The sequence below is a fragment of the Kribbella sp. CCNWLW201 genome, assembly GCF_037203805.1.
Taxonomy (GTDB): domain Bacteria; phylum Actinomycetota; class Actinomycetes; order Propionibacteriales; family Kribbellaceae; genus Kribbella.
The window spans coordinates 390447-416711 of sequence record NZ_JBBCBQ010000008.1; the positions used below are offsets into that span (position 1 = coordinate 390447).

Genomic DNA, 26265 nt, shown 5'->3' on the forward strand with positions numbered 1-26265 from the left:
GAGATCGGCCCGATGACTGACCTTGTACTCCGGATCGCCGGAGCCCCGATCTCGTGGGGCGTCTGCGAGGTCCCCGGGTGGGGCTGGCAGTACGACCCGGAGACGGTGCTCGCCGAGATGCGCGACGTCGGCATCGCGGCGACCGAGTTCGGTCCGGACGGCTTCCTCCCCGACGACCCGGCGGAGAAGGCGAAGACCCTCGCCGACGTCGGCCTCCGCGCCGTCGGCGGTTTCGTCCCGGTCGTCCTGCACGACCCGTCGCATGACCCGTCCCCGGAGGTCGCCACGGCCCTCGACGGCTTCGTCGCCGCCGGCGCGACCACGCTGGTCCTCGCCGCCGCGACCGGCCAGGAGGGGTACGACGACCGCCCGGTGCTCGACGAGACCGGCTGGAACACGCTGCTCGGCAACCTGGACAAGCTGTCCGCCCTCGCTGCCGAGCGCGGGGTGCTCGCCACCATCCACCCGCACGTCGGGACCATGGTCGAGAACGCCGACGACGTCGACCGGGTACTGCGGGGGTCGTCGATCGGACTCACCTTGGACACCGGCCACTTGCTGATCGGCGGGGTGGACCCAGTCGCGCTGACGCTCGAGCACACCGCGCGGATCAAGCACACGCATCTGAAGGACGTCGACGCAGGGTGGGCCGCGAAGGTCCAGGCCGGTGAGGTCTCCTACACGGACGCCGTACGCGAAGGCATGTACCGGCCGTTGGGCGCCGGTGACATCGACCTCACCACGATCGTCGCCACCCTGGAGACCGCCGGCTACCGCGGCTGGTACGTCTTGGAGCAGGACACCATCCTCCAGTCCCGCCCCACCGACGAAGGCCCCGTCACCGACGTCCGCACCAGCATCACCCACCTCCACACCATCGCGGAGACCCTCGCATGAGCCCCGACGACCAGATGCCTCCCGCCCCCACCTCACCGGCAGGTGCGCAGCCGGTCGCGCACAACCCAGCCGACGGGCAGGTCGCTGGCGCCGTAGCCGGGCAGGTCCCCGCAGGTCCTGCGGGCCCCGGCTCCACCTCGCCGGTCGGCGGCCTGCCTGGTGCCACCGCACCGGGTACAACGGAAGGCGGCGCCACAGCGCCGGGTGCGGCGGAGGCCGGCAACCCGCGTGATCTGAGTGCGGAGCAGGTTGGCCCGGCGGATGGGCAGGCGGCGGCGGACGAGGTACTGACTATTGGGCGGATCGGGGTGGATCTGTATCCGTTGCAGGTGGGGACTCACCTGGAGGATGTGGAGAGCTTCGGGAAGTTCCTGGGCGGGAGTGCCACGAACGTCGCGGTGGCGGCGGCCCGGCACGGGCGGCGGTCGGCGGTGATCAGCCGGACCGGCAACGACCCGTTCGGCACTTTCATCCACCGGACGCTGCGTGAGCTCGGCGTCGACGACCGGTACGTGACGCCGGTCGACAACCTTCCGACGCCGATCACCTTCTGCGAGATCTTCCCGCCGGACAACTTCCCGCTGTACTTCTACCGGTTCCCCAAGGCCCCGGACCTCGAGATCTACCCGTCCGAGCTCGACCTGACCGCTATCCGCGACGCGCGGATCTACTGGTCGACGGTCACCGGCCTGTCCGCCGAGCCCAGTCGCTCGGCCCACTTCGTCGCCTGGGAAGCCCGCGAACGCCGCCCGCTGACCGTGCTCGACCTCGACTACCGGCCGATGTTCTGGGCCGACCCCACCGAGGCGCACGACCAGGTCAGCCGCGCCCTCGAGTTCTGCACGGTTGCCGTCGGCAACCGTGAGGAGTGCGAGGTTGCGGTCGGCGAGACCGACCCGGACAAGGCTGCCCAGGCCCTGCTCGATCGCGGCCTCGATCTGGCCATCGTCAAGCAGGGCCCGAAGGGAACCCTGGCCCGCACCCGCGACGAGCGCGTCGAGGTCCCACCGTTCCCGGTCGACGTGGTCAACGGCCTCGGTGCCGGCGACGGCTTCGGTGGCGCGCTCTGCCACGGACTGCTCGCGGGCTGGCCGCTGGAGAAGGTGATCCGGTTCGCCAACACGGCCGGCGCGATCGTCGCCTCCCGCCTCGAATGCTCGACCGCGATGCCCTCCGAGGCCGAGGTCCTGAATCTGCTGGGTGAACAAGCATGAGCGAGCGCAGCGAGCGAACAAGAGACACAGCCGAGTTCTCGCTCATGTCGGAGCCGAGCGCCAGCGAGGTGGAGGCATGAGCGAACGAATCATCAGCACGGCCGATCTGACTGAGTTGCGGGTGCGGCAGCCGGAGCGGATTACTGAGGCGTGGCAGCAGCGGCGTCGCCGCGAGCTCGTCGGTGCGGACGGTCGACTGCTGATTGTCGCGGCCGACCACCCGGCGCGGGGTGCGCTCGGCGTCCGCAGTGACCGGATGGCGATGGCGAGCCGCCCGGCCCTCATCGACCGGCTGACAACGGCGTTGGAGCGGCCCGGTGTCGACGGTGTCCTTGCGACTCCCGACGTACTCGAAGACCTGCTGTTGCTCGGGGCGCTCGAGGGCAAGGTCGTCATCGGCTCGATGAACCGCGGTGGCCTGCAGGGCGCGTGCTTCGAGCTGGACGACCGTTTCACCGCGTACCGCTCGGCCGGCGAGATCGCCTCCCGCCGGCTCGACGGCGGCAAGATGCTGACCAGGATCGACCTGGGCGACCCGGGCACGGTGGCGACGCTGGAGAGCAGCGCCGCCGCCGTCACCGGACTCGCCGAGCACAAGCTGATGGCGATGGTCGAGCCGTTCTGGTCGACGCGATCGGACGGGCGGGTGACGAACCTGCTCGACCCGGACTCGGTGATCAAGTCGATCCACATCGCCGCCGGCCTCGGCGCGACCAGTGCGTACACCTGGCTCAAGCTGCCCGTCGTCGATGACCTCGAGCGGGTGATGGAGGCAACGACACTGCCGACGCTGCTGCTCGGCGGTGACCCGACTGTCTCACCCGAGGAGACGTACGCCTCGTGGGGCAAGGCGCTCAGCCTCCCATCCGTCCGTGGTCTCGTCGTCGGCCGGGCTCTGCTCTTCCCGCCCAACGGTGACGTGGCCGCCGCCGTCGACCAGGCCGCCGCCCTCGTCCACGGAGGTGCCGCATGACGCAATGGTTCAGGCCCTCCGGTACGACGGCACGCGACGGGTTCGAGTTGATGGTCCAGCCGGGGGAGCCGGACTGGCATCACACCGGACTGTCGATCCGCACGCTGCTGCCGGGCCAGTCGGTGCAGATCGACACCGGCGACTGCGAGTACCTCGTCCTGCCGTTGAGCGGCTCGGCCGAAGTGATCGTCGAAGGCGAAACCCTCGCGCTGGGCGGCCGCGCCGACGTGTTCGCCGGCCCGACCGACCTCGCGTACGTACCGCGTGGCACGACCGTCGCGGTCACCAGCGCAGGCGGCGCCCGCATCGCCTTCCCGCACGCGAAGGCCGCGAACGACTACCCGTACCGCCGGATCGGCGTCGAGCAGGTGGAGACCGAACTCCGCGGCGCCGGCGTGTCATCCCGACAGGTCCGCAACTTCGGTACGCCGTCCGTCCTCGAGGCCGACTCGATCATCGCCTGCGAAGTTCTCACCCCGGCAGGGAACTGGTCGTCGTACCCGCCGCACAAGCACGACGAGCACAAGCCTGGCAAGGAGAGTGAGCTCGAGGAGATCTACTACTTCGAGCTGCAGCTCTCCGACGCCGCCCCGGAAGGTGTCAAGGGCAACGACCCGATCGGTTACCAGCGGGTCTACGGCACCGAGGACCGCCCCATCGATGTCCTCGCGGAAGTTCGCAGTGGGGATCTGGTGCTGGTGCCTCATGGTTGGCATGGTCCTGCGATGGCGCCTCCTGGCTATGACATGTACTACCTGAACGTGATGGCCGGCCCGGGGACCGAACGCGAGTGGCTGATCACCGACGACCCCCAGCACGGCTGGGTCCGTGAGCTGTGGAACACGCAGCAGATCGACCCCCGACTGCCCTTTGGAGGAGAAGAGTCATGACGGTGCGTCTGACAGTCGCGCAGGCGTTGGTGCGATTCCTGAGCGTCCAGTACTCGGAGCGCGACGGACAACGGCAGCGGCTGTTCGCCGGATGCCTGGGCATCTTCGGCCACGGCAACGTGGCCGGTGTCGGTCAGGCGCTGCTGCAGGCCGAGCTCGACGACCCGGACGCGCTGCCGTACATCCTGGCCCGCAACGAGCAGGCCATGGTGCACACCGCATCCGCCTTCGCCCGCACCCGGGACCGGCTCCAGACCTATGCCTGCACGGCAAGCATCGGCCCGGGCTCGACCAACATGGTGACCGGCGCGGCCCTGGCAACTATCAACCGGCTGCCTGTTCTTCTCCTCCCTTCGGATGTGTTCGCGACCCGGGTGGCGACACCCGTGCTGCAGGAGCTGGAGAGCTTCGGCGCCGGCGACCTCACCGTCAACGACGCGTTCCGCCCGGTGTCGAAGTACTTCGACCGCGTCTGGCGCCCCGAGCAGTTGCCGTCGGCACTGCTCAACGCCATGCGCGTGCTGACCGACCCGGTCGAGACCGGCGCGGTGACCCTGGCCCTGCCGCAGGACGTTCAGGCCGAGGCCTACGACTGGCCCGAGGAGCTCTTCACCGAGCGCACCTGGTACGTCGCAAGGCCGTTGCCCGAAGCATCAATTGTCGACAAGGCGGTAGATCTCCTACGGTCCGCGCAGCGGCCGTTGATCGTGGCGGGCGGCGGTGTGCACTATTCCGGGGCCGAGGACGCGCTCCGCGAGTTCGCCGAGGCGACCGGCGTCCCGGTGGCGGAATCCCAGGCAGGTAAGGGATCGCTGCGTTACGACCACCCGCAGTCGGTCGGAGCCGTCGGCTCGACCGGGACCACGGCAGCCAACGCTCTGGCCCGGGACGCCGACCTGGTGATCGGCATCGGCACCCGGTACAGCGACTTCACGACGGCCTCCCGGACCGCCTTCCAGAACCCGGACGTGCGGTTCGTCAACATCAACGTGGCGCGCTTCGACGGTGGCAAACATGCCGGCCTTCCTCTCGTCGCGGATGCCCGGGAAGCCCTTGTTTCCTTGCGATCCGCGGTTGGTGACTGGTCTGTGAGTGACCAGTACAGGTCGTTGACCGTCACGCTCGCAACCCGGTGGGACGCGATTGTGGAAAACACCTACAACCCGCCGGCCGAGGTGACCGCGAATCTCGCCGAAGGCCTGCTGACACAGGGCGAAGTGCTCGGTGCCGTGAACGAATTGTCGGCGCCGTCTGATGTGGTGGTCTGCGCAGCCGGTTCGATGCCGGGCGACCTGCACAAACTGTGGCGGACGCGCGACCCGAAGGGATACCACGTCGAATATGGCTACTCCTGCATGGGCTACGAGATCGCCGGCGGTATCGGCGTCCGCCTCGGCGCACCGGATCGCGACGTGTTCATCATGGTCGGCGACGGGTCGTACCTGATGATGTCGACCGAGCTCGTCACCGCGGTCCAGGAGAACGTGAAGGTCGTCGTCGTCCTGGTCCAGAACCACGGCTTCGCCTCGATCGGCGCGCTGTCGGAGTCGCTGGGTTCGCAGCGTTTCGGTACGTCGTACCGGCGCCGGAGCAACGACGGACGCCTGGACGGCGACTACCTGCCGGTCGACCTGGCCGCGAACGTCCGCAGTCTCGGCCTGGACGTGATCGAGGTGCACGACCGCGCCGAGCTGGAGAAGGCGATCGGTACGGCGAAGGCCGCGGACGGACCGATCGCGATCCACGTGACCACGGATCCGTTGATCGGCGCTCCGGACAGCGAGTCCTGGTGGGACGTGCCGGTCAGTGAGGTGTCGGCGCTCGACTCCACGCAGGCCGCGTCGGCGTCGTACCAGGAATCCAAGAAGGACCAGCGGCCGTATCTGACGCCGACCGAGGGAGATCGCTGACATGGGCCAGGTAAGGGTCGGTAGCGCCCCGGACTCGTGGGGTGTGTGGTTCGCCGACGATCCGCAGCAGACGCCGTGGGAGAGGTTCCTCGACGAGGTCGCCGCGGCCGGGTACACCCGGATCGAGCTCGGGCCGTACGGCTACCTGCCGACCGACCCCGCCCGGTTGAAGGAGGAGCTGGACAAGCGTGGCCTGACCATGACGGCCGGCACCACCTTCGAGCAACTGCACCGGTCGGACTCGTGGGACTCGACCTGGCGTGACGTCTCCAAGGTGGCCGAGCTGACCGCGGCGATGGGTGCGAAGCACCTGGTCGTGATGCCGTCGATGTGGCGCGACGGCGGGACCGGCGAGATCACCGAGCCGCGTCTCGACCGCGAGGGGCAGGTCCGGCACGGCGGGCAGGTCACCGAGCTCGGTCGCCGGATCGCGGAGGAGTACGGGCTGAAGACGCAGTACCACCCGCATGCGGATGGTCATGTGGACAATCCGGAGACCGTCGAGCGCTTCGTCAAAGACACCGACGGTGCGTACGTGAACCTGTGCCTCGACACCGGCCACATCAGCTACTGCGGTGGCGACAACCTGAAGCTGATCCAGGATCATCCGGACCGGATCGGGTATGTCCACCTCAAGCAGGTCGACCCCGAGATCCTGGCTGCGGTGGAGGCCGAAGGGGTCGGCTTCGACGAGGCGGTCAAGCGCGGCGTGATGTGCGAGCCGCCGAACGGAATCCCCGAGCTCCCGCCGCTGCTGGCGGCACTGGCCGGGCTCGAGGTGGACCTGTTCGCGATCGTCGAGCAGGACATGTACCCGTGTCCGCCCGACGTACCGCTGCCGATCGCGGAGCGAACGTTGGCCTATCTGAGATCCCACGGGGGTGGCGTATCGATCTGACGACCAGCAGAGTGTGCACTCTCTGGTCCTACGCAACACCGCGGTGTGACCGCGGATCCTTTGAAAGGCTGGTTGTAGCGATGGTTCGGTGGCAGAAGAAGGCGATGACCGCGGGGGCGGCATTGGCGCTGGTCGTGGCAATGGGTGCCTGCAGCAGCTCCGGCGGCAAGCAGGAAGAGGAGGGCTCCGGTGGCTCGGGCGGCAACGTCGCGGACACTCCGCGGATGAAGGTCGCGCTGATCACTCACTCGGGTCCCGGTGACACCTTCTGGGACATCGTCCGGCGCGGCGCGGAGGCGGCCGCGAAGAAGGACAACATCGAGCTGACGTACTCGTCCGACCCGGACGGCGCCGCGCAGGCGAACCTGGTGCAGACGGCGATCGACTCCAAGGTCGACGGCATCGCGGTCACCCTGAACAAGCCGGACGCGGTGATCCCGAACGTCAAGAAGGCGATCGCGGCGGGGATCCCGGTGACCATCCTCAACGGTGGTCTGGACTCCTGGAAGTCCACCGGTGCGATCGGCTACTTCGGGCAGGACGAGCGGATCGCCGGCCAGGCGACCGGTGACAAGCTGAAGCAGCTCGGCGCGAAGAAGGTCATCTGCGTCATCCACGAGCAGGGCAACGTCAGCCTCGAGGCACGGTGCCAGGGCATCAAGGACAAGCTCGGCGACGCCGTCTCGAACGTGAACGTCAACGGGACCGACCAGCCGGGCACCCAGGCGACACTCACGTCCAAGCTCCAGACCGACAAGACCGCCGACTACGTGGTCGCGCTGAACGCCGGCATCGCGCTGACCGCGGTCCAGGCGGCCAAGGACGCCGGCTCGTCGGCCAAGATCGGCAGCTTCGACATGAGCAAGGAGATGGCCAAGGCGGTCAAGGACGGCACCGTCGACTTCGCCGTCGACCAGCAGCCGTACCTGCAGGGGTACCTGGCGATCGACGGGATCTGGTTGTACAAGACGAACGGCAACACGATCGGCGGCGGCGAGGCCACGCTGACCGGGCCGGCGTTCATCGACAAGACCAACATCGAGGCCGTCGAGAAGTACGCCACGGCCGGGACGCGCTGAGGCACCGCCATGGCATCGACCATCACCTCGCCTGCGGCGACCGACGACCGGGTCTCGACCCGATCGATCGGTGCCCGGCTGCTGAGCCGGCCCGAGATCGGATCGCTCGTCGGTGCGGCGGTCATCCTGGTGTTCTTCCTGGTCACCGCGCCGCCGTTCCGCGACATCAACAACACCGGCACGATCCTGTACCAGGCCGCGCTGATCGGTGTGATGGCCGTGCCGGTGTCGCTGCTGATGATCGGCGGCGAGTTCGACCTGTCGGCCGGGGTCGCGGTGACGACCTCCGGTCTGACTGCCGGTCTGCTCGCCTATCAGTTCAGCTTGAACGTCTGGGCCGGAGTGATTGCGGCGCTCGCGTTCTCCCTGCTGATCGGCGCGTTCAACGGCTGGCTGCTGATGCGGACAGGGCTGCCGAGCTTCCTGGTGACACTCGGCACCTTCTTCATCCTGCAGGGCCTGAACATCGCGGTGACCCGGCTGGCCTCCGGAGCGGTGGCGTCGAACTCGATCAGTGACATGGACGGGTTCGGCGCGGCCAAGGCGGTCTTCGCCTCGGAGTTCAAGCTGGGCGGGATCACGATCAAGATCATCGTGGTCTGGTGGATCGCGTTCGTCGCGCTCGCCGCCTGGGTGCTGCTGCGGACGAAGATCGGCAACTGGATCTTCGCGGTCGGTGGCGACGCCGCGGCGGCCCGGGCGGTCGGCGTACCGGTGAAGAAGGTCAAGATCGGGCTGTTCATGGCGGTGGGCTTCTTCGCCTGGTTCACCGGCATGCAGTTGCTGTTCAACTCCAACGGCGTGGTGCAGTCCGGTGAAGGGGTCGGCAAGGAGTTCCTCTACATCATCGCGGCGGTTGTCGGCGGCTGTCTGCTCACCGGCGGCTACGGCTCGGTCGTCGGCGGGGCGATCGGCGCGCTGATCTTCGGCATGGTCCAGCTGGGCGTCGTGTACGCCGGCTGGAACCCGGACTGGTTCAAAGCCTTCCTTGGGGTGATGTTGCTGCTAGCAACGATTGTCAACCTCGTCGTCAAGAGGCAGGCGGAAGCACGATGACCACGACAGAGGGGTTTGCGTCCGAGGCGTCCACCAGCCCGACCACGCCGATCGTCCACCTGGAGGAGGTCGGCAAGAGCTACGGCAACGTGCACGCGTTGCGTGGCGTCTCGCTGGCCGTCCGGCAGGGGGAGATCACCTGTGTGCTGGGTGACAACGGCGCGGGCAAGTCGACGCTGATCAAGATCATCGCCGGCCTGCACGAGCACACCGACGGGACCCTGTCGGTGAACGGTGAGGAGCGCCGGTTCAGCTCACCGCGCGAATCGCTGGACAGCGGGATCGCCACGGTCTACCAGGACCTGGCACTCGCCCCGCTGATGTCGGTATGGCGGAACTTCTTCCTCGGCAACGAGATCACCAAACGCCCGTTCGGCCGGCTCGACGACCGGCGGATGAAGCGGATCGCCGACGAGGAACTGACCAAGATGGGGATCTCGATCCCCAACCTGGAACAGCCGGTCGGCATGCTGTCCGGCGGCCAGCGGCAGTGCATCGCGATCGCCCGGGCGATCTACTTCGGCGCCAAGGTGCTGATCCTGGACGAGCCGACCGCCGCGCTCGGCGTGAAGCAGTCCGGGGTGGTGCTGAAGTACATCGTCAAGGCTCGCGACGCCGGGCTCGGGGTCGTGTTCATTACTCACAACCCGCACCACGCCTACCTGGTGGGCAATCACTTCGTGGTGCTCAAGCTGGGCCGGGTCGCGCTCGACACCCACCGAGCGGACCTCACGCTGGCCCAGCTGACCAACGAGATGGCCGGTGGTTCGGAGCTCGAGGCACTCAGCCATGAGTTGCGCAGCGTCGACCCCGAAAAGGTCGCCGAACCACATGACCGACCAGGAGCGATCTAGTCCGGCGGTTCGCTGCCAGGGCCGGGATACGGTCCGGCCCTCGCAGCCCGTCGTACGGCGGCTTCTGAACAAGGCCCGTCGTACCAGTGCTTCTGAACAAGGCAGAGTAGAGAGAAGAGGGAGATGCGGGACCTGAGGATCGGGATCGTCGGGGTCGGGATGATGGGCGCGGACCATGCCGAGCGGGTGGCGCACCGGATCTCGGGTGCCCGCCTGGTCGCGGTGTCCGATCCGGACGCGGACCGGGCCGCCGCGCTGGCCGAGTCGTTCGACCGCGTCAGGATGTTCGGCGACCCGCTGGCGCTGATCCGGGACGAAGAGGTCGACGCGGTGATTATCGCGTCACCCGGTTTCGCCCACTCCGAGCAGCTGATGGCCTGCCTGGAGCAGGCCAAGCCGGTGTTGTGCGAGAAGCCATTGACCATGGACGCGGAGTCGTCGTTGCGGGTCGTCGAGGCGGAACACAAGATCGGCAAACAGCTGATCCAGGTCGGCTTCATGCGCCGCTTCGATCCGGAGTACGCCGCCCTGAAGGAGCTGCTCGACTCCGGTGACCTCGGCCGGACGCTGCTGCTGCACAACGTCCATCGGAACAAGACGGTGTCGCCGACGTTCCGCAGCGAGATGATCGTCCGCGACTCGCTGGTGCACGAGGTCGACGTCGCCCGCTGGCTGTACGGCGAGGAGATCGCCCGGATCACCGTGCACGCGCCGATGCCGAGCGGCCTGGTCGGCGAGGACGTGCTGGATCCGCAGTTCGCGGTGTTCGAGATGGCGAACGGCGCGATGGCCGACGTCGAGGTGTTCGTGAACTGCCAGGTCGGGTACGAGGTCCGGTGTGAGGCGGTCGGCGAGAAGGGCAGCGCGACCATCGGCCTCGGGGTCGACGTGCTGACCAAGCGGGCCGGACACTGGGGAGGTGCGGTCCCGGACGACTTCCGGGTCCGGTTCGGACTCGCGTACGACGTGCAGATCCAGCGCTGGGTGAACGCGGTGGGCAACGGCACGATCGACGGTCCGACGGCCTGGGACGGGTACGCGGCCGCCGCGGTCTGCACCGCGGGCGTGCGGTCGCTGCACGAACGGCGTCCGGTGGAGGTGGAGATGGTTCCGAGGAGTGAGGTGCTCGGCTGAGACCGAGCACCGTCAGGCGGGGAAAGATCTAGTCAACGAACAAAGGGATGCTGTTGTGAGTACTGAGCGAATCACCCATCTGATCGGCGGGGCCTCGTGGACCGGGGTCTCCGAGCGCACCAGCAAGGTCTACAACCCGGCGACGGGTGAAGTCACCGGCGAGCTGGACCTGGCCTCGGCGGCGACGGTCGACGAGGTGGTCAAGGTCGCCCACGACGCGTCCAAGGCCTGGGCGCAGACCTCGCTCAGCAAGCGGACCCAGGTGCTGTTCGCGTACCGGGAGCTGGTGAACCAGCGCAAGGAGCAGATCGCCGCCCTGATCACCGCCGAGCACGGCAAGGTGCTGTCGGACGCGCTCGGCGAGGTGACCCGCGGCCTCGAGGTGATCGAGTTCGCCTGCGGCATCCCGCACCTGCTCAAGGGCGGTTTCAGCGAGGGCGTCTCGACGAAGGTCGACGTGTACTCGATCCGCCAGCCGCTCGGGGTCAGCGCGGTGATCTCGCCGTTCAACTTCCCGGCCATGGTGCCGATGTGGTTCGTCCCGATCGCCGTCGCCTGTGGCAACAGCGTGGTGATCAAGCCGTCCGAGAAGGACCCGTCCGCCGCGAACGCGATGGCCGAGCTCTGGAAGGAGGCCGGTCTGCCGGACGGTGTGGTCAACGTCGTCCACGGCGACAAGGAGGCCGTCGACCGGCTGCTCGAGCACCCGGACATCAAGTCGGTGTCGTTCGTCGGGTCGACCCCGATCGCGAAGTACGTCTACGAGACCGGCACCAGGCACGGCAAGCGCGTGCAGGCGCTCGGTGGCGCGAAGAACCACATGGTCGTGCTGCCCGACGCCGACCTGGACCTGGCCGCCGACGCCGCCGTGAACGCCGGCTTCGGCTCCGCTGGTGAGCGCTGCATGGCGATCTCCGCGCTGGTCGCGGTCGAGCCGATCGCCGACGAGCTGGTGGGCAAGATCAAGGAGCGGATGGCGACGCTGAAGACCGGCGACGGGACGCGGGGCTGCGACATGGGTCCGCTCGTCACGGGTCCGCACCGCGACAAGGTCGCCGGGTACGTCGAGGCCGGGGTCGAATCCGGTGCGGAGCTGGTCGTCGATGGACGCGCCGGCGAGTTCGACGGTGCCGACGACGGGTTCTGGCTGGGCCCGACGCTGTTCGACAAGGTGACGCCGGAGATGTCGATCTACACCGACGAGATCTTCGGGCCGGTGCTGTCCGTCCTCCGGCTTCCGTCGTACGACGCCGCACTCGACCTGGTGAACTCGAACCCGTACGGCAACGGCACGGCCATCTTCACCAACGACGGTGGCGCGGCCCGCCGGTTCCAGAACGAGGTCGAGGTCGGGATGGTCGGCATCAACGTGCCGATCCCGGTCCCGATGGCGTACTACTCGTTCGGCGGCTGGAAGAACTCCTTGTTCGGCGACACCCACGCCCACGGCATGGAAGGCGTGCACTTCTTCACCCGCGGCAAGGTGGTCACCTCTCGCTGGCTCGACCCGTCCCACGGCGGCCTGAACCTGGGCTTCCCCACGCACGACTAGCCCGGGCTATTGGGGCTGCGTGGGTGTAGCGTCGAAGACAACCCCCGGGGCAAGAGGAGTACCGCGGCGTACGAAGGCCGTTGGCCTGTCCGCAGTCACCAGCTGGTCACCGAGCCAGCCATCCAGCCCCAGGAGTACGTCGTGTCCAAGAACAAAGGCGGGCGTGAGGTCCGCAAGCCCAAGCAACCCAAGAAGCCGAAGGCCGTCCCCGCCGACAGCGCCATCATCCCGCCCACCAAACAGGCGCGGAAGTAACCGGACTCAGCCCTCGTCGAGCAACTCGGCGAGGGCTGAGGCCGCTGATGAGTCGAGTTGGCCGTGGAGCAGTTCGACGCGGTGGACCAGGCGGGGTGCGTCGACCAGGATTTTCGCCATGCCCGGCGGGACGTCGATCGATGCGGGGAGTACGGCGAGACCGTGGCCGGCCGACACCAGTTCGAGCAGGGTGAGCAGGTCGGCGCCGGTGTAGACGAGCGCCGGCCGGAGGCTGTCGGTTTCGACGGCGGCCCGCAGATCGTCCAGCGGTGCGCTCACCGCGGGGGCATCGATCCAGCGCGCGTCGACCAGGGCCGCCAGGCCGAGCCGCTTGCGCTTGGCCATGGGGTGGGAAAGCGGTACGACGACTGCCAGCTTCTCCTGTGCGACTGCCGACGTACGGAGTAGGCCGACATCCGGCAGCTTCAACGGATCGCTCGGTGCGGCGACACCGTCGACCAGACCGAGGTGATACGCGCCGGACGCGACGCCACGGGCCACCTCGTCTCGGCGAGCCACCTCGAAGGTCACCGCGATGCCGGGCCGCGTCTGCCTGAGCTGGGTCAACGCCCGCGCGACCCGGGGTGCTCCGGCTAGTGGAGTCGCGGCGAAGACGATCTCGCCGGGTGGTTCCCCGACCATCCGTCGTACATCTGCCCGGGCGGCCTCGATGCGGAGCAGGATCGCGCCGGCGTGTTCGAGCAGCCGCTCACCAGCGGCGGTCGGAGCGACCGGACGGCGGGTCAGGAGCGCGGTGCCGAGGGAGTTCTCGAGGGCCGCGATGTGCTGCGAGACGGCTGACTGGGTGTAGCCGAGCTCGGACGCCGCGGCCGAGAAGGAGCCACTCGTCGCCACCGCGATGAACGTGCGGAGCAGATGCGGATCCACGGGGATCAGTATCGCTTATCAACCATGCAGAGATCATCGTTGGTGCTGATCCAGGTCCGCGGCCCAGGATTGCCTCATGACCAGCCACGCGTACTCCGCCCGCATCGCCCTCGTCGGCGATCGATCTCCCCATGTTCGTTCGCACCAGCGAGTGCCGGTGCTGCTCGATCGGTTGCGCGAGCGGGAAGCGCTCGACCTGGACGTGTACTGGGTGCCAACCGACGAGGTGGAGGCGCTCGAGACGTTCGACGGAATCTGGGTTCTGCCGGGGAGTCCGTACCGAAGTGAAGCCGGTGCGATCGCGGCGATCCGGACAGCGCGTGAGCGGGAGATTCCGCTGCTCGGGACCTGTGCCGGCTTTCAGCACGCGATGCTCGAGTACGCCCGCAACGTCTGCGGTGCGACCGGTGTAAAGCACGCCGAGACCACTCCGGACGCCGACGACCTGCTGATCGTCCCGCTCGCCTGCTCGCTCGACGGTCACGAGGCCGGCGTCGAACTACAGCCCGGCACACTGGCCGCTCGGCTGCTCGGCGTCGAGCGGTCCACCGAGCGTTACCACTGCTCGTTCGGACTCGACCCCGCGCGCCTCGGCCTCCTCGAAGAACACGGTCTGGTGTTCAGCGCGTACGACGACGAAGGCGCACCGCGCGTCGCCGAGCTGCCCGGGCACCCGTTCTACCTGGTGACGCTGTTCCAGCCCGAGCTTTCCGGCGACGGCACGCGGCCGCACCCGTTCATCCAGGCGTTCGCCCATGCGGCCGCCGGACGGGCTCAGATGGTGGAGACCGGGCGCGGGGTCATCCCGGCGCCGCGGTAGCAGGCGTCGATCAGCTCCATCGTCGCCAGCGCGTCGTCGGCGTCGGTGAGCACGGGTGCGCCGTTGCGGATCGCCGAGGCGAACGCCTCCAGTTGGTACGTGTACGACGAACGGGTGCCGAGGTGCTCGACCCAGGTGTCCTCCTTCGTCGTCACGATCACCCGGTCGTCGTTGTGCGGCAGCACGAAGAACGGCGCGAACGCCTCACCACGAGTGCCGACGACCTTGAGGCTGAAGTCGACGCTCTCGGCGGCCATGCTGGTCCGGACCGCACCGGTCGCACCGTTCGGGAACTCGAGATCCGCGTTGAGCCACTCATCCACTCCGGGGAGTCGCTTGCGCTCACCGGCCCGTGCGCTGACCAGCTTCGGCGCACCACCGGCGTACGGCGCCAGCATCCGCTGCGCGTGGATCGCGTAGCAGCCGACGTCCATCACCGCGCCACCGGCGAGCGGCAGCGACCAGCGTGGGTCGGCGTCCGGCGGCGGAGGCATCACCATGGTCGCCTCGACGTGCTGCAGGTCGCCGAGCTCACCCTTGGCGAGCAGCTCCTGCATCCGGCGCATCACCGGGTGGTACGCGTAGTGGAACGCCTCCATGAAGACCACGCCGTGCTCGCGGGTCGCGTCGCGTACCTGGACCGCTTCCTCGGCGTTGCTGGCCGACGGCTTCTCGGTCAGCACATGTTTGCCTGCGGCAATCGCCCGCAGGTTCCACGGGCCGTGCAGGCCGTTGGCCAGCGGGTTGTAGATCGCCTCGATCTCGGGGTCGTCGAGCACGTCCTGGTACGACGCGTGCACTCTCATCACCTGGTGTTCCGCCGCGAACGCCTCGGCCCGTGAGGTGTCCCGGGCCGCCACCGCGACCAGCCGGGCGCCGGTCAGCTGGGCCGGTTCGACGATCGCCCGGCCGGCGATCCGGGCAGCCCCGAGAATCCCGATACGCAGCGGTTCCATGCCTTCTCCTTCGATGGGCGGCCGTACGGCGGCGTACGGCAGGTCGTCTGAGTGGCGCGTTCTGCCGAGGGTAGTGCCCCGCCCCGACGGCGAACGCGCCATCCTGCCTGACGATCACCTGTCAGCGACACCACGTGCCCGTGATCCGGACCGGGTTCACCGAAGGTTCACTGATTTGATATCGGCTTCAGTCCGTTCGCCGGCGACTGGTGTACTCGGTGAGCGCCTGCCGCAGCCGGTCGGCGGTCCAGGTCTCGGCGACCGCCTGCCGGAGCAGATCGGCCTGGGACTGGGGTGCGAGACCGCCGATGGGCTGGTCGCGGTCGAGGTTGGTGGGGAAGGCGTAGCCCTCTGCGGTGGCGGCGATGACGTTGTCGACGGCTGCCGGATCGTCCTTCGCCAGCCGGAGCAGGACCGGGTACAAGGCTGTCGCCATCCGGGTCCGGTCGACGCTCTCCATCGCTCGCCCGAACGCGGATGACACCTGCAGGAGGTTCGCCATCCGCTTGATGTCCGTGGAGTGGTTGGTGCCGGCCGCGTGGAAGAGCGCGGGGTTGAAGAAGACGGCGTCACCCTTCTCCAGTGGCAGTTGGACGTGGTTCGCCACGAAGTACTCCGAGAACTCGGGTCGCCGATAGGCCAGGTACCCGAGCTCGTACTTCTGCGAGTGCGGCAGGTACAGCGTCGGCCCCGACTCGACCGGCATGTCGCAGTGAGCCACCGCGCCCTGCAACGTCAGAACGGACGACAACCGGTGCACATGAGCCGGGTACTGCGCCGCAACCTCATCTGACTGGAATCCGAGGTGATAGTCGCGATGGACGGTCTGTCCCTCACCACCCGGGTTCACCACGTTGACTTGCGAGGTCACCTGGTACGCCGGTCCGAGCCAAGCCGTCGCGACCAACGCGAGCAGATCGTTGGCGTAGTACGCGGCGAACACGTCGGGTGCGCCGACGGCCAGTTTCTCCAGGGCATTCCAGACCCGGTCGTTCGCGCCCGGCTTGGCGAAGTGGTCGCCGGCCGCGGCCCCGGATCGGCGCTGCTCGTCGATCAGCCGGTTGAACTCCGCCGTCGTCGCGTCCACGACTGCGTTGCCGAAGGCGCCCTTCAGGACGACGATGCCGGGCCCGGTGCTGAATGCGGTGGCGAACTCGGACTGCACGGTCCGCGGGTCCGCGGTCCGGATCCGGGCGGCGTCGTACACCGGGACCTGTTGCTCGATCAGTTCGGCGTGGGGGTAGTCGGCGGCGTCGGTCTGCTCCTTGAGGACGGTCAGCAGGTCGTCCAGGCGGACGTCGTCGGGGTTCAGCCAGTTCATCGGGTAGCTCCTTGTCTCCTCGTTGTTCTAGCGTGGTGGTTTCCTGATGGGTTCGGAATCCCCTGAATCCGTCAAAAAGCCGTCATTCGAGGGAGCGCGATGGGACGGGAGCACCGGGTCCGCGACATCGCGGTGCAGGCCGGGCTGAGCGAGACGACCGTCGACCGGGTGCTGAACGGCCGGGCCGGTGTCAGCGCCCGCGCCCGCCGTCAGGTCGAGCAGGCGATGAGCGAGCTGGACCGGCAGGTCACCCAGATCCGCCTCGGCGGCCGCACGTTGGTGATCGACCTTGTCATGCAGGCGCCCAGCCGGTTCTCCGGTGCGGTCCGTACGGCGCTCGAGGAGGTCCTTCCCGGGCTGCGTCCAGCGGTCCTGCGGGCCCGGTTCGAGCTGAGTGAGACCGCGTCGGTTGCTGACGTGATCGCGACGCTGGAGGAGGTACGGAAGCGGGGCTCGCAAGGCCTGATCCTCAAGGCGCCGGACGAACCCGAGGTGGTCGAGGCCGTCGACGCGTTGGTTGCCGCCGGCATCCCAGTCGTCACCCTCGTCACCGATCTGCCCGGCAGTCGGCGGCTTGCGTACGTCGGCATCGACAATCGATCCGCCGGCGCGACAGCGGCGTACTTCCTCACCCAATGGCTGGGCGACGAGCCGGGCAGTGTGCTCGTCACGCTGAGCCGTGGATCGTTCCGTGGCGAGGAGGAACGCGAGATGGGTTTCCGCTCCACGCTTCGCAAGCTCTCACCGGGCCGTGCGGTCGTGGAGCTGACCGAGACGGACGGCCTCGACACCACCATCCACGGGCAGGCCCTGGCCGCGTTGAAGGCTGATCCGACGATCAACGCGGTGTACTCGATCGGGGGTGGCAACCGTGCGATCGTCCAGGCGTTCGCCGATCTCGAACGTTCGTACCGCTGCTTCGTAGCCCACGACCTCGATGCCGACAACCTCGCTCTGCTGCGTGCCGGTGCGCTCTCGGTGGTCCTGCACCATGACCTGCCGACCGACCTTCACCGCGCGTGCCAGCACCTGCTTCACGCACACCGGCTTCTGCCCAATGTCCCGAGTACGCCGAGCAACCTGCACCCGATCACGCCGTACAACGTCCCGTAAACGAAGAGATCTGATCAAATCAGGGCGGTGGGTCGACGGATCGGGAGGAAGGCTTCAGGATGTGCGCATGAGTACCGTGCAGGTCCAGGTCGATCGGAACAGCCGTACACCGTTGCATGTGCAGTTGGCGCAGCAGCTGGAGGCGGCGATTCAGGGTGGGGAGTTGCCGGTCGGATCGCGGCTGAGCAACGAGGTGGACCTGGCGGAGGCGTACGGGTTGAGCCGGCCGACAGTGCGGCAGGCGATCGCACGCCTGGTCGACCAAGGGCTGCTGGTACGCAAGCGCGGCGTCGGCACGCAGGTGGTGGGGAACTCAGGCCAGGTACGACGCTCACTGGAGCTCACCAGCCTGTACGACGACCTGGCGGCGGCCCACCGCAAGCCGGAGACCGAGGTGCTGCGGTTCGGAATCGCTCCTGCGACTTCAGAGGTCGCCACTGCCCTGCAGATCGAGCAGGGGGACCGAGTGCTCAGGCTGGAGCGGCTGCGGAGGGCGGACGGCGAGCCGCTCGCACTGATGCGCAACTGGTTGCCCCCGGAGCTGCTGGAGACCGACCCGACCACACTTGCCGAGCGCGGGCTGTACGCGTTGCTGCGCGCAGAGGGGGTGCGACTGAAGGTCGCGCACCAGACCATCTCCGCACTGCCCGCCACACCGGAGCAGGCTCGGCTGCTGGGCGAAGAGCCGGGTGTCCCGTTGCTGGCGACCACACGGATCACGTACGACGACCACGGTCAGCCGGTCGAGTACGGCTCCCACCTGTTCCGGGCGAGCCGGTACGCGTTCGAGCACACGCTCGTCCACCGCTGACAGCTGTGGTGTGAGGGTCCGGATACCCTCGGTGAGCCTTTCGCATGTCACGGTTATCCACAGGCTGCCCGGTTTCGGGTGGCGCGGCCTCCTTCGCGGTTGAAAGGATGGTCGCGCATGGTGACCGAGCGGTCGCCAGACGGGACACACACGGGGAGACCGATGACTGCCGACAGACTCGCCGCGCGCCGGCCAGGCTGGGACGGTGATGCGGTCGAAGTGATCGATGCCCAGGTGCGCGACGTCGTACGCCGGGAAGGTATCGATCCACTCCGCGACCCGGGCGCGGTGAACGCGATCGTCGCCACGGTGGTCCGGGAGTACGACGAACGCAGTCTGACCGGTGTGGTGCCGCCGATCGGCGATCTCGAGGCGGTCAGCCGGGAGGTGCACGACCGGGTCGCCGGGTTCGGGCCGCTGCAGCGGTACCTCGACGACCCGGCGGTCGAGTGTTGCTGTCAAGTAGGTACCTAGTGCATTCTGCGATGTATGACCAAGTACGTCGCGTTGTATTGCCGCATCTCCAAGGCGCCGAACGGTAAGACCGAGGGCGTCAAGGCACAGGAGCGCTGGGGGCGCGACTACGCATCGAGCGCGTGGCCGGACCTGCCTGTCGAAGTGTTCGCAGACAACAACCTCTCTGCCGCCAACGGTGGGCCGCGACCTGAGTTCGAGCGGTTCCGCGAGTGGCTCGCAGCAGGGAGGATCGCTCACGTCTGGGCGGTCGAGCAGAGCCGATTAGAGCGCCGAGAGGTCGAGTGGTTCACGTTAGCCGCGGAGTTCGACGCGGCCGGCGTGAGCGAGCTGCACACCAACCGGGACGGCATCGTGAAAGTCCGCGATGAGGTCGCCGGGATCAAAGCGGTCCTGGCCGCTGGTGAGGTCCGCAAACTCAAGCAGCGCACCAAAGACCGGCTCGCCGAGATCGCAGCGGAAGGGCGACCGCACGGCGGTCGGACGTTCGGCTACCGGAGCGGAGTCGACGAGCACAACAAGAAGACCCTCCTCATCGTCGACAGCGAGGCCGCGGCGCTGCGGGATGCGGCGGACAAGGTCCTGTCCGGGTGGTCGCTGTCCAACGTGGCTGCCGACCTGACTCGTCAGGGCATCCGCGGCGTGAACGGCGGGACGATCACCTACAAGACGCTCAACAAGATGCTCACGAACCCCACCGTCGCGGCTCAGCGGATACACCAAGGCCGCATCATCGGTCAGGCGGTGTGGGAACCGATCCTCGACATGCCGACCTGGCAGGCGGTACGCGCGAAGCTCAGCAAGCCGCGCGCAGTCCGGATGAGCAACGGCGACACGTACTCGATCACCGAGCACCAGTACGGCGCTCACTCGACCCGGTCCCGGCGCCGCTTCCTGCTGACCGGTGGACTCACGGTCGCGCCGTGCGGTGGGCCGATGAGCGCCCAGCGGCGGAAGGTGAAGGGTCGCCGGCTCGACGCGCTCTACTTCTGCAAGACCGATCACTGCGCCGGGATCATGGCAGACGGACTGGAGAATCACGTCCGGGACGAGTTGCTAGCGGAGTTGGACAAGCCGGCGTTTCTCGCGGCGGTCACCGCGGATGACGACGGCGAGCGCCGGAAGACCATCCTCGAGGCGCTGGACGCGGTCGAGCGGCAGCGCAACGAGCTGGCTGAACTCTGGGCCGCACCCGGGGAGCTGACAGCCGCAGAATGGCGTACAGCCCGCCGAGCACTGGCCGAGCGGGAGCAGGAACTACAGGCCGAGCTGGTCGCGATCCCCGCACCGCTGGTGGGCATCGACATCTCACAGGTTCGCGAAGCCTGGCCGAACATGACCCTCGACGAGAAACGCGAGATGGTCGAGATGTTCATCGAGCGAGTGACCGTGCGCCCAGCCAAGCCGGGTACGCGATCGTTCGACCCCGAACGCGTCGTCATCACGTGGCGCACCGTCTAGCGTGTCGTCTGGCGATCGGTTCGGCGGACCGTGATAGCGTCGTGACCTAGTAAGAGGCGTGCCGGCCCTGGCGGGCCGGTTGTCGGCACAAGCCGACAATGACGGTAGGACCGCGTAACCGTATCGCCAGCCAGCGAGGCAGGGCGCTCCCACCTCGTGTGGCCGCTGGGTACGGCGAAGCACACAACGGCGTCACACGTAGCGCGTTGAGTTGAACGTGGACAGCCGTCGGCAGGGACCCCCACCGACCTTGACTGGCACCGAGACGGTGCGGTGATGCCGGGCTCTCGTAGGGAACTCACCTATGGGAGCCGTTGCCATGTCCACGCATCCTCACACCCCTGCCGTGCGCACCGCCGCCGCTACTGCAGCCGTCCAGCAGCACGCCGCCGAGCGCGCGATCGACGACCCCGCCAAGCTCGCCAAGGCCGCCCGTATCGTGCGTCTGGCGCTTGAGCGCCGCGTCCTCACCGAAGACGACATCCGCCCGACCCCTGAGGTTGGTGGCCCGGATGCTGCCTGAACGAGAAAGCCGCCCGGATGGGGACCGAGCGGCTTCCAGGAGCGACGGCGAGAAGCTCAAGCCCACTGTAACCCCTCGTCCCATCTATGGGATCAAGCCCAACCCTGCGTTGTTCCTCGCCGCGCTGCTGCAGGACCTGCTGAACCAAGGCGATGTCGGCCACCACCTGCGCCGTGCTGCCGAATGGGACCAGATCGACCCGTTCGTTGCTCTGCAGCTCCGACGCAAGGCGTGGGTCCTCGCCGAGTACGCCGATGACGAGATCTCCCCAGAGGTCTGGTCCGTGCTCGCGGAGGTGGCTGCATGACAGAGATTGACGCGACCCTGCAGGCCGTCGACGATGCCTGGGACGAGTACGTCGCCGAGAACTCGGCACTAGGCCAGGCGCACAAGATCTTCCGTCACTGGCTCGGCGCCGACTTCGACCTGGACTCGCTGAACGCGATGCTCGCCGCGGCCGCCGTGGAGCGGCTCGACGGCGATCCGCTGTGGCTGCTGCTGATCTCCGGATCCGGCAACGCCAAGACCGAGACCGTGCAGGCGCTCGACGGAATCGGCGCGATCATCACCAGCACGATCTCGTCCGACGGCGCGTTGCTGTCGGCGACCTCGCAGAAGGAGAAGGCGAAGGACGCGACCGGAGGGCTGCTCCGCAAGATCGGCAGCCGCGGCGTACTGGTGATCAAGGACGTGACCAGCATCTTGTCGATGGACAGGAACGTCCGCGGTTCGGTGCTCGGTGCGATCCGCGAGGTGTACGACGGCAGGTGGTCCCGCAACGTCGGAACGGATGGTGGGAAGACGCTCGACTGGTCCGGGCGCATCGCCGTCATCGGTGCTGTAACCACCGCATGGGACCGGGCGCATGACGTGATCGCCAGCATGGGCGACCGGTTCGTCCTCCTCCGGATGGACTCCTCCACCGGTCGACTCGCCGCCGGCCGACAGGCGATCGGCAACACCGGTTCCGAGGTGGAGATGCGCCTCGACTTGGCGCACGCCGTCGCCGTCGTACTGGAGAACCTGATCGAGAGCGAGATTGTCGTCACGACCGAGGAGACCGAGATCCTGCTCGCAGCGGCGGATCTCGTGACGCTCGCCCGGACAGGTGTCGAGTACGACTATCGCGGCGATGTGATCGACGCGCACGCGCCGGAGATGCCGACTCGGTTCGCCAAGCAGTTGGCGCAGATCGTGCGCGGTGGGGTCGCGATCGGGATGCAGCGGCCGGACGCGCTGCGGCTGGCGATCAGATGCGCGCGGGACTCGATGCCGCCGCTGCGGTTGCAGATCCTCGATGACCTGGAGAAGCACCCGGACAGTACGACGGCGCAGGTGCGGAAGCGGCTGGCGAAACCGCGGGCAACGGTGGATCGGCAGCTGCAGGCGCTCCACATGCTCGGCGTGCTCGAGTGCGAAGAGGAAGAGACCCAGTGGGCCGGCAGACCCGCCACGGTCTGGCGCTACTCCATTGCCGACGGCATCGACGCGTCGGCGCTCAACCCGGTGATCAGTACCAGATTAGTGACTACCTACCCCCAACCCCCTCAGAAAGAGGGGGAGGGCGTACGCCTACCTATTCACAAAGCTGGTATCGATCCCGCCACCTCGATTAGCACGAGTGAGGTGGTCGGCGATTGCGCAGCCTGTCGTCAACCTCACGGCAACCGCGACTCGCTGCTCTGCGACACCTGCCTAGCCAAGGCGCGTGCGTCATGACCGCCGCGAATTTAAGGGCGGCCGACCCGCGTCCACACCGCTGTGGACAGCCACACACACAAGGAGGTCAGTTGATGGTGGACAACGATGCCGCCTGGAAGAGGATCCGCAGGACGGTGCTCGCCGAGGAGCGCGTGTGCTATCTGTGCGGCCTATCGGCGGATCAGGTGGATCATGTGTTGCCGGTCAGCACCCACCCGCACCTGCGGCTGGAGCGGAGCAATCTGCGCGCGTGCTGCGGTCCGTGCAACAAGCGCAAAGGGAACCGTGTTGCTCGGGTCCCTTTGCGAGCTGCGTGTCCCGACTGCGGATCCCACTTGGGGCCGAACGCACCCGGCCGAACGACGCATTGGTGCCTCTGATGGCCCGACTTTTCCAGGGGGCAATCCCTCCACACCGCTGTGGAGCCTCTCTATCCCCGACGCATTCCAACGGAGGTTCCTGTGGAGAAACGACGCAAGTGCACCATCTGTGGCAGTGCGCTCCAGCAGCCCGCTACGGGACGCCCGCGACGCTACTGCGGTCAAGTGTGCCGGCGTGCCGCGGAGTACGAGCTGCGGCGCCTACAGGCGCTGCTGACGGCTGCTGAGCGGAGCGAGATGAAGTCGCACGCCGATGCCGCGCGGTTTCCGGAGTACAAGGCGGCGGGTGCCAGGGATGCCGCGCAGTACTGGGGCAAGGAGGTCCTGCGGCTACGCACCCGCCTGCACGAGGTTCTGTCCGGCCTGAGCGGCGACGAGGACGACGAAGTACCGCAGTTGGGCGGGTTCTCATGAGGAATCTGCTGGATTTCGACGATGACGGCAGCATCCTGGCGGTTCTGCGAGGTTCGACGGACCGCGAGCTACAGCGCAACATCATCCTGCTGCGGGATCTCCGCGACCACGCGGCCGGCTGGATGGCTGAGCAGTGGCAATCGGTCCTGTTGCTGGCCTGTCAGGTGCGGGATGAGCGGTTGCCGCTGGCCCGCGCGGTTGACGATGCGGTGAACCCGTTCACGGTGGTCGGGCGCATCGGCGAGGACACCTGAAGTGTCCTTGAGCCCTGTTATCCTGATGCAAGCTTGGAAGTTCGCCCGGTATTGCGAGGAGTCGCCCCGGAGCGAGGGTGCGGTCACCCCCAAGGCTGGACCGGCTGTCGCGGATGCGACGAGCCCGCGGCGCGTGGATTCGTGCCGCTTCCCCCATTTGCCTTACGCAACGACCCCGGTACGCCGGCGAGGTCGGCGCGTCCGCACCCCCTGAGGAACCCATGAGCATCATCGACACCCTGAAGACCCGTCGCGCCGAGCTGGCCGCCGAGGCTACGAAGATCGCCGAGACCGCGCACGTACACAAGCGCGACCTGTCCAGCGGTGAGGAGCAGCGTTTCGACGCTGCGATCGCCGAGGTCGAGAAGATCGACGAGCGGCTCGCCCAGCTGGAGGGCAGCGAGAAGCGCGCCCAGGAGATCGAGCAGACCTACGCGACCCTGCAGGGTCAGCCAGTGACCCGCGGTGGTACGCCGGCCGATCGGCACCCGCTGGCATTCTCGCCGCAGTCGCTGGACGCGCTGCAGATGGCGCTGGACTCCCGGTCTGCTGGCCGGTTCGTGGCCGCGGACGTGGAGCAGCGTGCCGCGCTTGCCACGACCACCTACGGCGCCCCGCGGGCGTGGGGTTCGAACGTCACCAGCGGACCGAGGCTCTTGCATGTCGCCGCCGGCGTACCGCAGCAGCCGGTAGACGCGGTGCTGGCTCAGGTCCCGAACCTGACCCTCCCCACCGCGTCCGCATCGGTCGGTGAGAACGTGAGCCTCGCCGAGTACGCCGCGTCCACCGCCGGATCCGTGACGCTGGCCCGGTTCGGCCGGTGGACGGACCTGTCCCGCGAGTCCATGGTCGGCACGGATGCCGGCGCGATCGTCGGCATGCACCAGATCGGCTGCGCGAAGGACCTCGACAAGGTGCTCATCGACGCGGTGGAGACTGCCGCGGGTGCCGCGGTCGCGTTCACTGCGGACGTACCCGCCGCGGTCAGGAAGGCGATGGCGGCAGTCATCGACAACACCGCCGCTGGTGACGCCTCCGACCTGGTGATCATGGTTCACCCGGACAATGCCGCGCTCCTGCAGGACGTGTCGCCGATCGGTGGGCAGACCATCGCCGAGGGGTTCCAGAAGTTCTCCGGCGCGCTGGTGTACCCGAGCAGCGCGGCGAACACCGGGTTCGTGACGGTGGCGAACCTGAAGGCCGGCGCGCGGTACTTCGAGGCGCGCGGCCTGGTGACCGAGACCGACACCGCCATCAAGACCGGCACCCTGACCGTGGCGACGAGCGTCATCGGCGGTTACGGGCTCGGCCTGGTCGGTGGCGCGTCCGGGTTCGCGATCATGGTCGACGTGGTGACCCCGTAATGACCGACGAGCCTGCTCGGGTCGCGCGGATCTGGCGCGAACTCGACGGCGAGTCTCTGGACGACGTGCTCGAGGACGAGCGGCGCGGCCAGGACAGCGCGTCAACCACGCCACCGATGCCCCTCCGGTCACCGGGTGGAACGGAAGGCTGAACGGGACTCTCACTCAAGCCCCAGCCTGCGCGCACACGACAGCACCCCCAGCCTTTATCCCCGTTCGGGCTGGGGGTGCTGCTCTAAGTTTGCAGATTTGCAAACTTCAGATCTGAACTTTGCCTACCGGCCGCGTACCCACCATCCGGTGACGACGCCCGCGGCGAACGAGAAGCCGACGATGATCGCGAGTTCTGCCACGTTCATCGAGACCCTGACGACCTCGCCGATCACGAGCGTCCGCCCTGGATCACCCGCAGCTGTGGCCGCGTGGGCCGCTTCTCCTCCTCAACCAGGCGGCGCAACTCCTCGCAGGCCCGGAGCCCGTCCTCGATCCGCCCACGTAGCCGTGCGGCGGTTTCCCTGGTCACCGTCCGGCCTCCGGTCGGATCTCCCGGAGCCGCGCCGTGAATACCTCCGGGCTGTCGATCGCGTCGTTGATGGCTTGGTCGTAGCCCTTCTGGTAGCCGTCTTCATGGCCCTGGTCATACGCCCAGCGCTCCGCCTCGGTGGCGGTCTCGAAGTTGTAGTCAGGCAGCCCGCCCTCGGGGATCTCGCCGCTCATCGTGCACCCGGGTTCAGCTTCTCGGTGGCGCGCTCGTCGATGAACTCAGCGAGCGTGGCCAACTGCTCCGGGGAGAGCTCTCCGGCCTTGGCTGCCTCGACGAGGGGCCGGTACAGGTCCCACGCGAGGAGGCGGCCGAGGTGCTCGCCGTACAGCTTGCCGCAGTCGTAGGCGTCGTTCGCCAGTGCCAGCCGTGACGGCCGGCGTACCGACGCGAGTAGACGGGCGAGCCAGGATTCGCGCGGCGCGGTCGACGGCGCAACGGCGCGGGTGCATAGCATGACACTCATGGTTCGGAACCAACCCTTCCGGATCTAGGGCCCGTCCGGAGATCTGCAGTCTCTCGGCGGGCCCGC

The 26265-nt window shown here is 67.9% G+C and carries 30 protein-coding genes; 24 read left to right on the forward strand and 6 right to left on the reverse strand.

Translation table 11 applies throughout. From position 1 onward, the window contains the following. Positions 1-12 precede the first annotated feature (12 nt). The 11 genes from V9K99_RS30300 to V9K99_RS30350 all read left to right on the forward strand — a co-directional run bounded on the left by V9K99_RS30300 (position 13) and on the right by V9K99_RS30350 (position 12457). A complete protein-coding gene (locus tag V9K99_RS30300) occupies positions 13-897 on the forward strand; it encodes a sugar phosphate isomerase/epimerase family protein (RefSeq protein WP_337005447.1) in 885 nt (294 codons plus the stop codon). A gap of 233 nt (positions 898-1130) precedes the next feature. Next, complete coding sequence (gene iolC, locus V9K99_RS30305) at positions 1131-2111, forward strand: 5-dehydro-2-deoxygluconokinase (RefSeq protein WP_337005586.1); 981 nt, start codon at positions 1131-1133, stop codon at positions 2109-2111. Positions 2112-2187: 76 nt separating this feature from the next. Further along, positions 2188-3084, forward strand: coding sequence for a Cgl0159 family (beta/alpha)8-fold protein (locus V9K99_RS30310; RefSeq protein ID WP_337005449.1), 897 nt, complete (start codon positions 2188-2190; stop codon positions 3082-3084). After that, a complete protein-coding gene (gene iolB, locus V9K99_RS30315; protein ID WP_337005451.1) occupies positions 3081-3974 on the forward strand; it encodes a 5-deoxy-glucuronate isomerase in 894 nt (297 codons plus the stop codon). Before V9K99_RS30310 ends, iolB begins: the two co-directional genes overlap by 4 nt. Then, positions 3971-5884 carry a 3D-(3,5/4)-trihydroxycyclohexane-1,2-dione acylhydrolase (decyclizing) gene (iolD, locus tag V9K99_RS30320; protein ID WP_337005453.1) on the forward strand — a complete coding sequence of 638 codons (1914 nt, stop codon included), beginning with the start codon at positions 3971-3973 and terminating at the stop codon, positions 5882-5884. Before iolB ends, iolD begins: the two co-directional genes overlap by 4 nt. A 1-nt stretch (position 5885) precedes the next feature. Then, complete coding sequence (locus V9K99_RS30325; protein WP_337005455.1) at positions 5886-6782, forward strand: TIM barrel protein; 897 nt, start codon at positions 5886-5888, stop codon at positions 6780-6782. A gap of 80 nt (positions 6783-6862) precedes the next feature. Further along, on the forward strand, positions 6863-7861 hold the full coding sequence (locus V9K99_RS30330) for a sugar ABC transporter substrate-binding protein (RefSeq protein ID WP_337005458.1): 999 nt from the start codon (positions 6863-6865) through the stop codon (positions 7859-7861). Positions 7862-7870: 9 nt separating this feature from the next. Then, a complete protein-coding gene (locus tag V9K99_RS30335) occupies positions 7871-8917 on the forward strand; it encodes an ABC transporter permease (RefSeq protein WP_337005460.1) in 1047 nt (348 codons plus the stop codon). Further along, positions 8914-9771: an ATP-binding cassette domain-containing protein gene (locus V9K99_RS30340; protein ID WP_337005462.1), complete on the forward strand. Its 858-nt coding sequence runs from the start codon at positions 8914-8916 to the stop codon at positions 9769-9771. Before V9K99_RS30335 ends, V9K99_RS30340 begins: the two co-directional genes overlap by 4 nt. 123 nt (positions 9772-9894) lie before the next feature. Next, the gene (locus V9K99_RS30345) at positions 9895-10905 is read left to right on the forward strand and encodes a Gfo/Idh/MocA family protein (protein WP_337005464.1); all 1011 of its coding nucleotides are present in this window, start codon (positions 9895-9897) and stop codon (positions 10903-10905) included. Positions 10906-10960: 55 nt separating this feature from the next. Continuing rightward, the gene (locus V9K99_RS30350) at positions 10961-12457 is read left to right on the forward strand and encodes a CoA-acylating methylmalonate-semialdehyde dehydrogenase (RefSeq protein ID WP_337005466.1); all 1497 of its coding nucleotides are present in this window, start codon (positions 10961-10963) and stop codon (positions 12455-12457) included. Between the two features lie 261 nt (positions 12458-12718). Here the strand turns inward: V9K99_RS30350 and V9K99_RS30355 are convergent, their stop codons facing one another. Beyond that, on the reverse strand, positions 12719-13600 hold the full coding sequence (locus V9K99_RS30355) for a LysR family transcriptional regulator (protein WP_337005468.1): 882 nt from the start codon (positions 13598-13600) through the stop codon (positions 12719-12721). Positions 13601-13676: 76 nt separating this feature from the next. Here V9K99_RS30355 and V9K99_RS30360 point away from each other — a divergent pair, with 76 nt between their 5' ends. Beyond that, positions 13677-14420: a CTP synthase C-terminal region-related (seleno)protein gene (locus V9K99_RS30360; protein WP_337005470.1), complete on the forward strand. Its 744-nt coding sequence runs from the start codon at positions 13677-13679 to the stop codon at positions 14418-14420. Here the strand turns inward: V9K99_RS30360 and V9K99_RS30365 are convergent. Next, on the reverse strand, positions 14375-15376 hold the full coding sequence (locus V9K99_RS30365) for a Gfo/Idh/MocA family protein (protein ID WP_337005472.1): 1002 nt from the start codon (positions 15374-15376) through the stop codon (positions 14375-14377). The two genes, V9K99_RS30360 and V9K99_RS30365, sit on opposite strands and share 46 nt — an antisense overlap. Before the next feature lie 187 nt (positions 15377-15563). After that, positions 15564-16697, reverse strand: coding sequence for a phytanoyl-CoA dioxygenase family protein (locus V9K99_RS30370; RefSeq protein ID WP_337005474.1), 1134 nt, complete (start codon positions 16695-16697; stop codon positions 15564-15566). Between the two features lie 99 nt (positions 16698-16796). On the opposite strand from V9K99_RS30370, the gene V9K99_RS30375 reads away from it, so the two are divergent. The 12 genes from V9K99_RS30375 to V9K99_RS30425 all read left to right on the forward strand — a co-directional run bounded on the left by V9K99_RS30375 (position 16797) and on the right by V9K99_RS30425 (position 25344). Then, positions 16797-17810, forward strand: coding sequence for a LacI family DNA-binding transcriptional regulator (locus tag V9K99_RS30375; RefSeq protein WP_337005476.1), 1014 nt, complete (start codon positions 16797-16799; stop codon positions 17808-17810). Between the two features lie 67 nt (positions 17811-17877). Continuing rightward, entirely contained in the window at positions 17878-18621 is a 744-nt protein-coding gene (locus V9K99_RS30380; protein WP_337005478.1) for a GntR family transcriptional regulator, read from the forward strand. A 162-nt stretch (positions 18622-18783) separates the two neighbouring features. Continuing rightward, complete coding sequence (locus V9K99_RS30385) at positions 18784-19095, forward strand: hypothetical protein (RefSeq protein ID WP_337005480.1); 312 nt, start codon at positions 18784-18786, stop codon at positions 19093-19095. A gap of 15 nt (positions 19096-19110) precedes the next feature. After that, on the forward strand, positions 19111-20556 hold the full coding sequence (locus V9K99_RS30390; protein ID WP_337005482.1) for a recombinase family protein: 1446 nt from the start codon (positions 19111-19113) through the stop codon (positions 20554-20556). Between the two features lie 319 nt (positions 20557-20875). Continuing rightward, on the forward strand, positions 20876-21079 hold the full coding sequence (locus V9K99_RS30395; RefSeq protein ID WP_337005484.1) for a hypothetical protein: 204 nt from the start codon (positions 20876-20878) through the stop codon (positions 21077-21079). Continuing rightward, positions 21069-21386, forward strand: a complete 318-nt coding sequence (locus V9K99_RS30400) for a hypothetical protein (RefSeq protein WP_337005486.1) — start codon at positions 21069-21071, stop codon at positions 21384-21386. Before V9K99_RS30395 ends, V9K99_RS30400 begins: the two co-directional genes overlap by 11 nt. Continuing rightward, the gene (locus V9K99_RS30405) at positions 21383-22798 is read left to right on the forward strand and encodes a hypothetical protein (protein WP_337005488.1); all 1416 of its coding nucleotides are present in this window, start codon (positions 21383-21385) and stop codon (positions 22796-22798) included. The genes V9K99_RS30400 and V9K99_RS30405 overlap by 4 nt, the downstream gene beginning before the upstream one ends. A gap of 74 nt (positions 22799-22872) precedes the next feature. Continuing rightward, positions 22873-23160, forward strand: a complete 288-nt coding sequence (locus V9K99_RS42780; RefSeq protein ID WP_442914738.1) for an HNH endonuclease — start codon at positions 22873-22875, stop codon at positions 23158-23160. 165 nt (positions 23161-23325) lie between these two features. Then, positions 23326-23574, forward strand: a complete 249-nt coding sequence (locus V9K99_RS30410) for a hypothetical protein (RefSeq protein WP_337005490.1) — start codon at positions 23326-23328, stop codon at positions 23572-23574. Next, complete coding sequence (locus V9K99_RS30415; protein WP_337005492.1) at positions 23571-23828, forward strand: hypothetical protein; 258 nt, start codon at positions 23571-23573, stop codon at positions 23826-23828. Before V9K99_RS30410 ends, V9K99_RS30415 begins: the two co-directional genes overlap by 4 nt. 221 nt (positions 23829-24049) lie before the next feature. After that, the gene (locus V9K99_RS30420; RefSeq protein WP_337005494.1) at positions 24050-25192 is read left to right on the forward strand and encodes a phage major capsid protein; all 1143 of its coding nucleotides are present in this window, start codon (positions 24050-24052) and stop codon (positions 25190-25192) included. Then, positions 25192-25344 (forward strand): hypothetical protein, encoded by a 153-nt coding sequence (locus V9K99_RS30425; protein WP_337005496.1) that lies wholly within the window; start codon positions 25192-25194, stop codon positions 25342-25344. The genes V9K99_RS30420 and V9K99_RS30425 overlap by 1 nt, the downstream gene beginning before the upstream one ends. A 230-nt stretch (positions 25345-25574) precedes the next feature. Here V9K99_RS30425 and V9K99_RS30430 read toward each other — a convergent pair whose 3' ends face one another. The 3 genes from V9K99_RS30430 to V9K99_RS30440 are packed head-to-tail and all read right to left on the reverse strand — an operon-like array spanning position 25575 to position 26199. Then, complete coding sequence (locus tag V9K99_RS30430) at positions 25575-25715, reverse strand: hypothetical protein (protein ID WP_337005497.1); 141 nt, start codon at positions 25713-25715, stop codon at positions 25575-25577. Next, complete coding sequence (locus V9K99_RS30435) at positions 25712-25909, reverse strand: hypothetical protein (RefSeq protein WP_337005499.1); 198 nt, start codon at positions 25907-25909, stop codon at positions 25712-25714. Before V9K99_RS30435 ends, V9K99_RS30430 begins: the two co-directional genes overlap by 4 nt. Next, complete coding sequence (locus tag V9K99_RS30440) at positions 25906-26199, reverse strand: hypothetical protein (protein ID WP_337005501.1); 294 nt, start codon at positions 26197-26199, stop codon at positions 25906-25908. The genes V9K99_RS30435 and V9K99_RS30440 overlap by 4 nt, the downstream gene beginning before the upstream one ends. Positions 26200-26265: the final 66 nt, after the last annotated feature.